This is a genomic window from Exiguobacterium sp. s48, assembly GCF_018617395.1.
GTDB lineage: Bacteria > Bacillota > Bacilli > Exiguobacteriales > Exiguobacteriaceae > Exiguobacterium.
On record NZ_JACSKC010000001.1, the window covers coordinates 1,120,628 to 1,134,070 of the forward strand.

Sequence of the window (13,443 nt, forward strand, 5' to 3'; positions counted from 1 at the left end):
TTAAGTAGTGTTATTCTGCAACTTTTACCATGCTTGGGCGAATGACTCGACCATGCATCGTGTAACCTTTTTGAAGCTCCATCGTCACAATGCCTGACTCGAACTCGTCGCTCGGTTCTTGCATGACTGCTTGATGGAAGTTCGGGTCGAACGGTTGTCCAACTGCTTCAATCGCTTCGACTTGCTCAGCATTTAATACGTCTAGCAGTTGACGATGAATCATGTCCACTCCCGATTGAATCTGCTTCGCATCTTCTGAAGTTGCATTTACTTGAAGTGCACGCTCAAAGTTATCAATGAGCGGAATCAATTTTTCAATGACAGACTGTGAAGCAAACTTGACACGTTTTGCATTCTCTTCGTTCGTCCGACGACGGAAGTTGTCAAAGTCGGCACGAATGCGGAGCTCGCTCGCTTTCAACGCTTCGATTTCTTTTTGTAAGTCCGTCCCCTCAGAACTTTCTTCCACAATCTCAGCATTTAAAACCTCATCTTCATTTGATTCAGTTGACTCGTTCTCTTCTGTCTGTGCCGAATCTACAGATTTTTCTTCAAGCACTTCTTCTTGCTCATGCCCATTTTGATGATCTGCTGTCATAGTAAAACTCCTTTCCGTCATTTATCTAATTTCGTGCGTCGCAACGCTTCGATAATTTGTCCCATCATTTGGACACCATGACGGTAATCCATCCGGGTCGGACCAATCATGGCAATCGTTCCGAATGTTTTTCCATCTAGTGTATAATCCGAAGTGATGACACTACAATTTTGAAGGGCGACAATTCCGTTCTCGCTCCCAATGCTCACATAAATCTCGCGATTTGGCAACGATTCGAGCCAATGTGTCAATCGTTCCTGTTCGTCAATCCATTCTAGAAATGGACGTAGCGTGTCGAGCGTCTGAAATTCGGGTTGGTTGAAGATCTTCTTCTTGCCTCCTAGATAAAGCGAGGATGGCGTTTGAATCCCAACCGTCGATTGAATCAGTTGCATCATGTTCTCGTACTGCTGCCGCTGCGCGAGCTGCAATTTAGCAACTTCTTCTCCGATTCGAACTTTTAGCTGTCCAATCGATGTTCCGACAAGTCGATCGTTTAACAATCGAATCGTTTCCTCGATGACGTCAGGAGCGACACGTGATTCAAACATGACGGTTCGATGTTCGACATGACCTTGATCTGTGACAATGAGAACGACACCCCGTCGCTCATCTAATGGCATAAAGTCCACACGTGCCAATGTTTCCATTTGACTGTTTGGACCGAGGGCGACCGTTGTATAATTGGTCAAATCAGAAAGGAGATCAGCTGCTTGGCGAATCAGGATTTCAGACTCTTTAGAAGATTGTTTTAAACGCTCTTCTAGACGACCTGTTTCCCGCTCGTCAATGATCTGTTTCTCGACGAGATGGTCCACATAATATCGATATCCGATTTCGGATGGGATTCGACCAGCGGAAGTATGCGGTTTCTCAATCAACCCCATGTCTTCTAAATCGGCCATATCGTTCCGAATCGTCGCCGAGCTAAACGTTAAGTCATCTCGCTTTGACAACGTACGTGAACCGACCGGTTGGGCAGTCTGAATGTAATCGTCAATAATGGCTCGAAGAATGAGCAATTGTCGATCGGTCAGCACAACATCACTCCTCTCTGAAAAAATTACCCCACTTTATTAGCACTCATATTTAACGAGTGCTAATCACACTTCAAATATTATCATGTTCTCACAATATGTCAATTCATACACTCGGATTTTTTCACCTTTTTTACGAACGGCAAACCTGAAAAAGAAGAATCGTTTCGTTATGATAGAACGTGAGGTGATGAAATGTTTACAACAAAACAATTTGACGTATTTAAGCAGGACGGACTCGACGAACGGATGTCTGGCATCCGCTCAGATATTCAACCGCTCTTCCACCGGATATATGACGAGGTCGGGCCAGAGCTCGAGGCCGATGTCGGAATTCCCCTTTACCTTCACGTCGCGAAACACGCACGACGTACGGTGAATCCACCGAAAGATACATGGATGGCGATTTGCCACGACAAACGAGGGTACAAAAAACATCCACACTTACAAGTTGGGCTGTTTGACGATCGTGTCTTCATTTGGCTTGCGTTCATTTATGAGATGCCAAACAAGGACGCCATCGCGAAACATTTACAACAAATCGATTTGAAATCGACATTCCCCGATTTCCATATCGCGGGTGACCATATGAAAAAAGAGGCGTTCCTAGTCGAAGATACGTCAAATGAAGACATTCAATCGCTACTTGAGCGATTCGGTACTGTTAAAAAGGCTGATTTCTTGATTGGCCGACAACTTCCCGCCGATGCATCGATTCTTCAAAACGAAGATGCATTTCTTGCATTAGTAGAAGATACATTTGGTCGACTCACACCGCTCTATCGCGACCTCGTTTTGTAACATACAAAATGGACAAATCCCTCGTGAAGGATTTGTCCATTTTTTATGACTCGGTATGTTGGAGTTTTGCTTCTCCGATAAAGGCGGCAAAGGCCTCATTGGCGAGTGGCAAACCGGACGCCGTTAAACGGATATGTGTGTCCGTCCGTTCAATCAACGATTTTTTCACCAACTCTTCGATGACGTGACCGAACACCTCATCGAGCGATGCCCCATATTTCTGTTCAAATGTTTGAAGTGAGACCCCGGCACGCATACGTAGTCCGAGGAACAACTCTTCTTCCATTTTTTCCACTTCTTCAAGCTCCGTCACCCGTTTCACAGGGATGCCTTCTGCTTTAATATAGTGAGGAATCGGAGCGATATTGGCACGACGTGTCCCGTTCAAATAACTGTGCGCACCGGCTCCAAATCCATAGTACTCTTCATTGCGCCAGTACACTTGATTGTGACGGCTCTCTCTTCCAGGCAAGCCATAGTTGGAGATTTCATATTGTTTGAGACCATGACGTTCAAGCGTTTCCATCACTTTCAAGTACATTTCGACTTCGACATCTTCCCCCGGTAAACGGAGCTTCCCTTTTCGATCTTGAATCGCAAAGACGGTATGCGGCTCGAGGATCAACGAATAAGAGGAAACATGTTGAATCGGTAATTGAAGTGCCAACTCTAAATCACGATCAATTTGTTCAAGCGTTTGTTCCGGAAGACCGAACATAAGGTCAATCGAGATGTTATCGAAGCGTTTTGCCGCTTCGTTCACCGTCTCGAACACATCATCCGCTCGATGCGTTCGTCCGATGCGCTCGAGTCCACCATCATCAAACGTCTGGACACCGAAACTAAGTCGGTTGACGCCACCCGCTTTCATCGTGTCGAGTTTTTCGGCACTCACAAAGTTCGGGTTCGCTTCGACAGAATACTCCAAGTCGTCTGAGGCTAGTGGCAGAAGGTGTTGACGGACCATCTCCATCAGGCGCGCCATCTGTTCCTCATTGAGCGCGGTCGGTGTCCCGCCACCGATAAAGATGGTATCAATCCGATCAGTCGGAAACGCCTCGAGCGTCAACTCCATCTCTCGTTCTAATGCATCTAAATATTCATCAACAGGTTGATTTTTTAGAAACACCTTGTTGAAATCACAGTAATAACAAATATGTTCACAAAATGGAATGTGAAGATATACGGCTTTAGCCAATTTCGGCCACCCCTTTCTTCTCTTTCCATTTATAACGCTTTTCGTCCGTTCTTTCCAGCCTGCGCCATCAGTCGAACCGATGAATGAAGAGACCACTCTTTAATTTCGGTTCGAACCAGGTCGATTTCGGAGGCATCTGTCCACCCTCATCCGCCACGTGCATCAGCTGAGTCATCAGCGTCTCATGACACGTGAACAGCAATCGATCCGGCTCTAGAGTCAGCTTCTCTAATTCCACGATCGTCTTGTTTCCACCGACAAAATCGATTCTCGCATCTGTCCGAACATCCTCAACATTAAAATATGGCGTCAGAATATCCCTTTGTAGGATAGCAACGTCTAGACTAGGGTCCTCTTGCCGCTTTGTCAACTTATAATACTTCCCTCGATAGGCGACTCCGAAGACCCCATGTTCTTTCGGCAGGACAAGACCATTCTCCTCATCGATTACATACGAGAAAGAGAGTCCTTCTAACATATTTTCTACTTCTTCTGGAGCAATCGCTGTCATCACTCGATGATACGGCAAAATCGTCAACTCATCACTCGGGAAAAGGACACCCAAAAAATGTGTGCGTTCGTTCTTTTGAGAGGGGTCTCCCCCCATTCCGGAAACGACAGCCGCCGCTTTCGCGCGATGATGACCATCTGCGATATAGATTGACGGGATTGTCGCACCAATCATCATGACACGGGCAAGGTCTCGGCTCGGAATCATGAACCCTTCGTGCACCACTCCACGATCATCGGTAAATGAGAATAATGGTTCTTCTTCCGTTGCATTGCTTAAAATTTGTTTGAGACTTTCATGCGGTGGATGACTGAGTAAAATGGGACCGGTGTGCGCTCGTGTCGCTCGGACATGTTCAACGCGTTCCCGTTCTTTCACTTCCCTAGTGTGTTCATGAATCTTGATTCGACCGGCTTCATAGTCCGCGACTGAAAATGTGGCGACTAGACCGGTTTGCTGACGCCCTTTCCGTGTCAGTCGATAGACGTAAAATCCGTTCGGACGTTCCGTCAATTCCTTTTCATAAAGACGTTCTAGCTCCTGACGGGCAAGCTGTCCCCAATCTTCAAGTGAAAGGTTTTCTTGAAGTGCTTCTGGTTTATCTACTTTTAAAAATGAGTTCGGTTGCCTAGCGATGATTGCCCTTGCTTCTTCTACCGAAACGATATCGTACGGGTCTGCAGCAACATCTTCAGGGTGTATTGGCATATATGGGCTAAACGGTTTAAATACGACCATCATATCCTCCTTAAAATTCTCGGACGCGAATCACGCCCTTGATTTCGTAAAGCGCATGAATGGACAATGGTTCATGCTCAAAGTTGTCTAAATCTATTAACGTATAGGCCATTTCACCACGACTACGATTGACCATGTTGTCAATGTTTAATCCGTGAGAGGCGAGCTCCCCTGTGATTTGTCCGACCATGTTCGGTACGTTCTGATGTAAAATTCCGAGTCTACGTTTTCCTGTATACGGAAGTTCTACATTCGGGAAATTGGCAGACGATCGAATATTGCCGGTCTCTAAATATAATTTGAGTGTTTCGACGGCTTGGACGGCACAGTTGACTTCCGATTCCTTCGTCGATGCACCGAGATGAGGCAATGCCATCACTTGAGGGTGTCCGATGAGCGAGTGCCGAGGGAAATCCGTGATATATAACCCGACATGATGATGGAACGCCTCTACTAGATCGTCATCATTTATGAGCTCTCCGCGTGCGAAATTCAATACGGTCATACTTGGCTTCATCCGCTCGAACCAGCTCCGGTCAATGCTGAAGCGGGTCTCTTTCGTTAGCGGCATATGAATCGACAAGATGTCAACAACCCCTAGAACCTCGCTTAAGTGTTTGGCACGCGTGACGTGTTTCGAAATATTCCAAGCGGCATCGACTGATAGATGTGGGTCATATCCGATGACATCGACCCCGAGTTGGAGTAGATCGTTAGCGAGTGAAGCTCCGATCGCACCAAGACCGATGATGCCCACTTTTTTACCGCGTAATTCGGACCCGAGAAATTGTCGCTTCTCTTGTTCCATCGCTTCTTCTAACAGAGCTTGTGACGCGACCGTCTGTTCGTTCACCCAGTTAAAGCCGTTCACGATCGGTCTGACCGAGAGAATCATACTCGCAAGGACGAGTTCTTTTACCGCATTCGCATTCGCACCAGGAGTATGAAACGCCACGATCCCTTGTTTAGCGAGCTGATCAAGCGGGAGATTGTTGACGCCGGCTCCGGCTCTAGCAATGGCAAGTAAATGTGACGGAATCTCTTCATCGTGCACGTTATGACTTCGAAGTACCCAGGCATCGGCTTGATCTGACGCATTGATCATATACTCGTTCGGTTCAAATCGTTTCAGGCCGGCAGAAGCGATTTGGTTAAATGTTTTGATGTGATACATTCGTTTCCTCCTCAAATGCTCTCATGACGTCAACAAGTCGTTCTGCTCCTTCTAGCGGCATCGCGTTGTATAGACTCGCACGTAATCCACCGACAGAACGATGTCCGCCGAGCTCGAGTAATCCATGTTCTCGGGCAAACTGTTGAAAGTTCCTGTCTCGATCACGGTCACCCGTCGTGAACGGGATGTTCGTCAAGGAACGGCGTTCTCCCGACACGAGAGGAGTAAATACGTGCGATTGTTCAAGAAACGAATAGACCCTCTCGCTTTTTTCACGGTTTAGTCGCTCCATTGCCTCGACACCACCTTGATCTTCGACCCATTTGAGAACACGTTCGGCCACATACATACTGAACGTCGATGGTGTGTTAAATAACGTATCGACATGAGACGCGTAATGAAGGTAACTCGGCAACTCCATCGACTGAATCAAGTCGCGACGGATGATGACGACCGTCAGTCCTGCTGGTCCAATATTTTTCTGGGCACCCGCATAAATCATCCCGAAACGCTCGACGTCAATCCGTTCGGCAAGGATATTCGAAGAGGCATCCGCGATGACCGGGACGTCCACGTCAGGTATGTTTGTAAACCGGGTTCCTTCAATCGTATTATTCAGTGTGACGTGAAGGTAGTCGACATCTTGAGCAAGGCTCGGTTCAAATGACATCCCCCCCGTCTCATCAATGATTGGGTGAATGACGTTGACCTCTCCAAAGTGCCTGGCATCTTCTAGCGCTTTTTTAGACCAAATCCCTGTATCGATATAGGCGAATCGATTTCGATTCCGTAAATTCATCGGGAGCATGGAAAATTGCAGCGTCGCCCCACCTTGAAGCCAGAGAAGGGCATAACTCTCAGGAATATACATAAGTCTCCTCAATCTCGCTTCAAGAGCGTCGACTACATGTTGGAACGACTCCGAGCGATGACTCGTTTCGATAATGGAGACCCCTTCATGTTCAAATGACAGGAGATGTTGTTGAATCTCTTGCATCACTTCTTTTGGTAGCATGCCGGGACCCGCAGAATATGTATACGTCGACACGGTGTTTCCTCCTCTTTGATCTGTCTAAGGGTGTACTCTTCCTTAAACGAAGTGCCATTTCCTGCCTAAACAAAAAAATCACCCCGATTCGAAAATCAGGGTGATTCAATCCAATTATTCTTCGTCCATCGATAGTACAGACATGAACGCTTCTTGCGGGACTTCGACAGACCCGACCATCTTCATGCGTTTCTTACCTTCTTTTTGTTTCTCGAGGAGTTTACGCTTACGTGAGATGTCTCCCCCATAACATTTAGCCAAAACGTTTTTACGAAGGGCTTTGATTGTCGAACGAGCAACAATTTTTGTTCCGACGGCCGCTTGTACCGGGACTTCGAACTGCATCCGTGGGATGAGTGCCTTCAATTTCTCAACGATGACTTTTCCGCGCTCATATGCGAAGTCACGGTGAACGATGAAGCTAAGCGCATCGACCACTTCGTTGTTGAGCAAGATATCCATCTTCACGAGACGTGATTGACGATAGCCGATCAACTCATAGTCGAGAGACGCATATCCTTTCGTACTCGATTTCAACTGATCGAAGAAATCGTAAACGATCTCACTAAGTGGGATCTCATACGTGATTTTGACACGTGTTGTATCGATATATTGCATATCGATGAACGTTCCACGTTTCTTCTGGCAAAGTTCCATGATGGCACCTACGTAATCGTTTGGTGTCATGACAGCCGCCTTGACGTATGGTTCTTCAATCGATTCCACTTTTTGTTGTTCCGGCATTTTCGATGGGTTATCGACGTGGACGACCTCTCCTGAAGTTGTCGTCACATGGTAAATTACCGATGGTGCCGTTGTGATCAAGTCGATGTTAAACTCACGTTCAATCCGTTCTTGAATGATTTCCATGTGAAGCATTCCGAGGAACCCACAACGGAAACCGAATCCGAGCGCTTGTGACGTTTCTGGTTCAAACTCGAGCGCGGCATCAGAAAGTTGAAGCTTTTCAAGTGCCTCACGGAGGTCGTTGTAGTTGGCTGCATCAATCGGATACAATCCACAATACACCATCGGATTCATTTTACGGTAACCAGGAAGTTGTTCTGTTGCCGGGTTTTTCGCAAGCGTGATCGTGTCCCCGACACGAACATCTCCAACTGTTTTAATTGACGCTGAAAGCGTACCTACATCCCCGACATTCAATTCTTTGACGGAGACAGGTTTCGGTGTTGATACCCCGAGGTCTGTCACTTCGAACGTTTTGCCTGTCGCCATCATTTGAACTTTATCTCCCACTTTGACCGAACCATTGACGATTCGAATCGATGCGACGACACCACGATAGGCATCGTAGTACGAGTCAAAAATGAGGGCTTGTAACGGCTCTGACGGGTCACCTGTTGGAGGTGGCACGAGTTCGACGATTTGCTCGAGGATTTCCTCGATTCCAATCCCTGCCTTCGCAGAAGTCGGGACTGCATCACTCGCGTCGAGTCCGATGACATCTTCAATTTCTTGACGCACACGCTCGACGTCCGCTGACGGCAAGTCGATTTTATTGATGACCGGAATGATTTCGAGGTCGTTATCGAGTGCTAAATAAACGTTTGCGAGCGTTTGCGCTTCAATCCCTTGAGCCGCATCGACGACGAGAATCGCACCCTCACATGCTGCAAGTGAACGCGACACTTCATACGTGAAGTCGACGTGTCCTGGCGTGTCAATCAAGTGAAGAATATACTCTTCTCCGTCTTTTGCCGTATAGTTTAATTTAACAGCGTTTAATTTAATCGTAATACCACGTTCACGCTCAAGATCCATCGCGTCAAGCGTTTGCTCTTTCATCTCACGAGCCGTGAGTGCACCTGTTTTCTCAAGAATCCGGTCAGCGAGCGTCGACTTTCCATGATCGATATGGGCGATGATGGAAAAGTTACGAATCTTCTTCTGACGATTCTCTAATTCTTGTTTGTTCATATATGGGTTCACCTATCCTTCTCATGCATACCGTGTCATTATATCAAAATCCTAAAGTAATGTGTACGACCTACTACAACAATACCACATATAGTTTTCAGAATAATCATCAAGTGGTTGCTTTTCATATAACCGTTTGCTACAATTGTGCTTGTTCTGTTGAATGATTACTTGAAGTAATAAGAACATACACTTTCTTGTTTCAGGAGGTGACAAACAATGGCAAACATCAAATCAGCAATCAAACGTGCAAAAACTTCTGAAAAGCGTCGTGTTGCGAACTCACAAGAGAAAGCGGCAATGCGTACAGCAGTAAAACGTGTTGATGCTCTCGTACTTGAAGGAAACAAAGAAGCTGCTCAAGAAGCTTTCGTCCTCGCTACGAAGAAGCTCGACAAGGCTGCATCAAAAGGCCTTATCCACAAAAACAAAGCAGGTCGTGATAAATCACGCCTCGCAGCTCGTATCGCTGCTCTCTAATTAGAGACCAAACGAAACAGCCGCCTCCTATTTGGAGCCGGCTGTTTTTTTGTATACCATGACGTAATGAGGGCCGATGCCCGGAATATCGAACGGTTCACCGATTCGTGTAAGACCATTCCGTTCATAGAAACGAACGGCCACCTCTCTTGCATTACACCACCATGAATGATCAAGTTCTTCATGCAGTGCCTGTAAAAACCGAGAGCCGATCCCTTGTCCAGCTTGCTCCGGGTTTGTCGCCATCCCTCGCAATTGAAGCGGAATCTTCACCCCATCGATTCGCTTCGAAGACTGCATGACTGTAGCGATCGACTGCACTTGATCGCCTTCAACCCAGGCGAAATGACGGGTCGTCGACGCATCATCCCCATCAAAATAACACGTCTCCACGCCCTTACCTGGTCTGAGTACGATATGTCGAAGTGGGATGACATCTTCGAGTGTGACTTGTTTAAATCCCATTTTCCCACCTCACAATAGGGCTAGTTGGCAAACGAGCGTATCGAATACGATTTGCTTGTCGCCGCGACCTGTTTTCATTGCCTCATCCGCATCTGCAATCAACGTCAGCGCTTGAGCGAGCTGCGCTTCTGAAAAGTTACGACTCGCTTGCGTCGCCAGTTTTACGGTATAAGGGTGCGCTCCAATCTTAGAGGCAATTTGCTTCTCTCCATACCCTGCTTCAGTCAACTGTTTTGATAAGTACATGTTTCGGTATTGCCTCGCCAACAAACTGAGAAGACCGATTAGTTCTTGTCCTTGTTTCTCTAAGTCTCGGACCAATCGAAGTGCTGCGTCCGCACGGCGTTTGACGAGAAGCTCAGACAGCTGAAAGACGTTATCCTCTAGCGTGCGCGGCACTAAATCATTTACGATGTCAATCGGGATCATAGCACCTGTTCCGGCATATAACTGAAGCTTTTCTAATTCTCGGACTAATTTTCCCCAGTCATCTTGACAGAGGAACAGCAGTCGCTCTATGGTCGCTCGCTCCATTTTCTGTTGTTCTTGACTGAGCGTATCATTCACATACCGCATCAATTCTGCCTGACTCGGTTTTTTTGCTTCAAGTACGATGGCCCGTTCTTTCAGACGTTTCACGATTTTCTTTCGTTCATCGAGTTTTTCTGACTCGACGATGAAGACGAGAACGGAGTAAGTTGCCGGTTGAACAACATATTCGGCAAGACGGTCGACGTTATGCTTTTGCTTTTCTTTCGCTCCCGTCAAAAATTGGGCATTCTTGACGATCACCGTCCGATATTCACTAAAGAACGGAACGGTTTCCGCTTCATCGAGGGCAGTATCTAATGACGTTTCTTGAAGATCGAGTTGCATGACGTCAAATTGATCACCGGACGGATTCGCCGACTTCACAATCCCACGTTCCCACGTTTCAAGTAAATACTTTTCGGTGCCATAGAGAACATAGACGCTCGCTAGTTTACCATTATGTAACCACGGTTCATTCAAAACACACACCACTTTCACAATTTATTCTCATCTAAACATAGATTATCTTCGCATGATTCGCTATACTTATAAAGGAAGTATGATAAGGAGGGACCTAATATGCAAATCAACTCAGTACGCCCACCGAGTGAAAACCCGTTTGAAAATGACGTTCAATGCAAACGTAATGACGCCATCGACTCTGCGATCGGCTTCATCGTCCCATTTGGCTTTTTCTTTACGATTTTCTTCATCGGTGTCATCATCAAATTCTTGAGCCTATAAGTTTTCAAACGATTGCCCCGGGGGAGCAATCGTTTTTTAGTGTATCACATTTATTCATACGCTACTCAATGATCCCCCGACACATTCTTTTTTCGCAGACAATCATGCCATCGACATCGGTACGTAATAAGTGACGCCCCGCAATTCGCTGGAGCGTCTCCTCGTGAGGATGCCCATAGCGGTTGTTCGCACCGACACTCGCGATGACCCATTCTGGGTCAATTCGTCGAAGTAACGCTTCACCGGAGGATGTATTTGAACCGTGATGCCCCAGCTTAAAGACATCGACGTCAAGTGTCGGTAAGTTGTCTTCTTCCTCAATCGGCAAATCTCCTGTCAACAAGTATCGCATACCACCCACGTTCATGTAGAGACTGATAGAATGTTCATTTTCGTCTTCATGTGGTTGGCTTGGTGCCACAATCCACATCCAAGGGAACGGACGATCTCCCGCCTCGACGTAACGAATTCTCGTCCCGTATGTTGTCGCGAGTTGAACAAGCTCTTCTCGTTTTTCTTTATCTGCCACTTCTTTTGATAACCATATTTCATTGACGGTCACGTGCTTCAACAAGCCTTCTAACCCTCCTGTATGATCGTGGTCTGCATGTGTGAGCATGACGAAATCAAGCGAGCGCTCACCACGTTTCCAAATATAAGGCGCCACGACATCAGCCCCTGGGTCATAGACTGATTTTTTTTGCTCATTCGGATCTTGAAAAACACCCCCGACATCGATAACCCCCATGATTCTCCCTGATTCTACGACAATCGCATCACCCTGACCAACGTCTAAAAATGTCACCCTAGAGCTCTCTGACCATTCAGACCAACCCACAACGGCCCCACACGTTAACAGGACAATGCCCCATCCGAGCCATCGCCTTTTTTCCATAAGGAGCAAACTTCCCCATATCCCGATTGCCAAGACGATTTGAGAAGGGACTGCGAGTTCGTGTAATGGTATCCACGGTCGATTCTGATCATGAATCGAAAAAACACCGCTCACAGCATCCAGCACGACCATCAACAATGGAGCGACTTGTGGAATGAGCCAAGTGGCAAAAACAAGCGGCATAATCACCCATGATATGCAAATCGCCATCACTATATTCAAAATCGGTGCCAAAAGAGACAAAACCGGTTGAACCTGCCAAAGAACCAATAATCCAAACAACTGCGCAAAGAGTGACAGTTCGAACAATCCGGTCCAGATTCGTCTCGTGACCAGTAAGAAAAAAGTCATGCCAACCGTCAATTGAAAACCAAGATTCATCACTAGGAACGGCTGAACGGACAACATGCCAGCTGCACACCAACTGAGAAGTCGAATCGGGTCCCGAACTGTCACACCAAATAGTGAGAGGAGCAGGATTATATCCGCCACTACGACCGCGCGGGCGACCGGTGGCGAGAAACCCGTTACCCATCCAAATGCGGTAATCGTTAAGAGGATACATACTGTCTTCGTTTCACGTCGAAATGGGATTCGGTGTAACATTGTCCGGAAAATGATGATTAACATGGCAATATGAGATCCCGAAATGACGAGAAGGTGGAGGAGTCCCGTCACGCGATAGGAAAATGAGGTCTCTTCATCCAGCATACGGCTCTCTCCAAACAATAACGCCTCAATATATAATGAAACGTCTGCCCGATAACGCTTTTCGATCTGTTGAAGTTGTCGTTCTTTCCATCTCAACATACGGCTATGCAACCCGGAAGTTGGATGGCACGCACCGATTCGAACCACCTTTCCTTTAAACGATATGTTCGCACTCTCCGCCCAAGCTCGTTCATCAAAACCACCAGTATTTCGAAGTGGTTGAAATTCTTCCTGTTTCATTTTAACGAGACAGGTCTCTCCAGGTTTTCCGCCAGCTAGTTCGCGCCCTCTCAAAACACCTTGAAGACCGTCTACGTTCCCATAAAGTCTTACCGATTTCCCATTCTCTTTTCGACTTTCGATTGAGAAGGTGATCGTGTCTGACGGTAACGATTCTGTAGGGGTCGTATGGAACGATGCGATACAGATGAGTCCAATCACTCCGGCTTTCGCATACAAGCCTTGCCCACGTCGTGTGACCAGATAAAGGACACTAGCGACCACAGAAACCAAATAGAATCCTTCTGTCAAGCCGGTTACAATAAGCACCGCAAACAATGGAAACAGCGGCATT

At 46.8% G+C, this 13,443-nt stretch carries 13 protein-coding genes; 3 read left to right on the plus strand and 10 right to left on the minus strand.

What is annotated here, in order from left to right:
• Positions 1–10 precede the first annotated feature (10 nt).
• Together grpE and hrcA are read right to left on the minus strand one after the other, a co-directional pair.
• Positions 11–598, minus strand: coding sequence for a nucleotide exchange factor GrpE (grpE, locus tag KNO66_RS05795; protein WP_214741262.1), 588 nt, complete (start codon positions 596–598; stop codon positions 11–13).
• 17 nt (positions 599–615) lie between these two features.
• A complete protein-coding gene (gene hrcA / locus KNO66_RS05800) occupies positions 616–1,638 on the minus strand; it encodes a heat-inducible transcriptional repressor HrcA (protein WP_214741264.1) in 1,023 nt (340 codons plus the stop codon).
• A 192-nt stretch (positions 1,639–1,830) separates the two neighbouring features.
• On the opposite strand from hrcA, the gene KNO66_RS05805 reads away from it, so the two are divergent.
• Entirely contained in the window at positions 1,831–2,436 is a 606-nt protein-coding gene (locus tag KNO66_RS05805) for a DUF1054 domain-containing protein (RefSeq protein WP_214741266.1), read from the plus strand.
• A gap of 43 nt (positions 2,437–2,479) precedes the next feature.
• Here KNO66_RS05805 and hemW read toward each other — a convergent pair whose 3' ends face one another.
• The 5 genes from hemW to lepA form a co-directional block, all read right to left on the minus strand.
• The gene (gene hemW, locus KNO66_RS05810; protein WP_214741268.1) at positions 2,480–3,634 is read right to left on the minus strand and encodes a radical SAM family heme chaperone HemW; all 1,155 of its coding nucleotides are present in this window, start codon (positions 3,632–3,634) and stop codon (positions 2,480–2,482) included.
• 67 nt (positions 3,635–3,701) lie between these two features.
• Positions 3,702–4,883, minus strand: coding sequence for a DUF1015 domain-containing protein (locus KNO66_RS05815; RefSeq protein WP_214741270.1), 1,182 nt, complete (start codon positions 4,881–4,883; stop codon positions 3,702–3,704).
• A gap of 10 nt (positions 4,884–4,893) precedes the next feature.
• Complete coding sequence (locus KNO66_RS05820) at positions 4,894–6,057, minus strand: phosphoglycerate dehydrogenase (protein WP_214741272.1); 1,164 nt, start codon at positions 6,055–6,057, stop codon at positions 4,894–4,896.
• Positions 6,035–7,105, minus strand: a complete 1,071-nt coding sequence (gene serC, locus KNO66_RS05825) for a 3-phosphoserine/phosphohydroxythreonine transaminase (RefSeq protein WP_214741274.1) — start codon at positions 7,103–7,105, stop codon at positions 6,035–6,037. The genes KNO66_RS05820 and serC overlap by 23 nt, the downstream gene beginning before the upstream one ends.
• 114 nt (positions 7,106–7,219) lie before the next feature.
• On the minus strand, positions 7,220–9,043 hold the full coding sequence (gene lepA, locus KNO66_RS05830; protein ID WP_214741282.1) for a translation elongation factor 4: 1,824 nt from the start codon (positions 9,041–9,043) through the stop codon (positions 7,220–7,222).
• Between the two features lie 219 nt (positions 9,044–9,262).
• Between lepA and rpsT the strand changes: the two genes are divergently transcribed.
• Positions 9,263–9,523: a 30S ribosomal protein S20 gene (rpsT, locus tag KNO66_RS05835; RefSeq protein WP_012726675.1), complete on the plus strand. Its 261-nt coding sequence runs from the start codon at positions 9,263–9,265 to the stop codon at positions 9,521–9,523.
• A gap of 27 nt (positions 9,524–9,550) precedes the next feature.
• Here the strand turns inward: rpsT and KNO66_RS05840 are convergent, their stop codons facing one another.
• Together KNO66_RS05840 and holA are read right to left on the minus strand one after the other, a co-directional pair.
• Entirely contained in the window at positions 9,551–9,988 is a 438-nt protein-coding gene (locus tag KNO66_RS05840; RefSeq protein ID WP_214741284.1) for a GNAT family N-acetyltransferase, read from the minus strand.
• Positions 9,989–9,997: 9 nt separating this feature from the next.
• Positions 9,998–11,008 (minus strand): DNA polymerase III subunit delta, encoded by a 1,011-nt coding sequence (holA, locus tag KNO66_RS05845; RefSeq protein WP_353048564.1) that lies wholly within the window; start codon positions 11,006–11,008, stop codon positions 9,998–10,000.
• A gap of 90 nt (positions 11,009–11,098) precedes the next feature.
• On the opposite strand from holA, the gene KNO66_RS05850 reads away from it, so the two are divergent.
• Positions 11,099–11,263: a YqzM family protein gene (locus tag KNO66_RS05850; RefSeq protein WP_012726678.1), complete on the plus strand. Its 165-nt coding sequence runs from the start codon at positions 11,099–11,101 to the stop codon at positions 11,261–11,263.
• A 61-nt stretch (positions 11,264–11,324) separates the two neighbouring features.
• Here KNO66_RS05850 and KNO66_RS05855 read toward each other — a convergent pair whose 3' ends face one another.
• Positions 11,325–13,442: a DNA internalization-related competence protein ComEC/Rec2 gene (locus KNO66_RS05855; RefSeq protein ID WP_214741288.1), complete on the minus strand. Its 2,118-nt coding sequence runs from the start codon at positions 13,440–13,442 to the stop codon at positions 11,325–11,327.
• Position 13,443 lies beyond the last annotated feature (1 nt).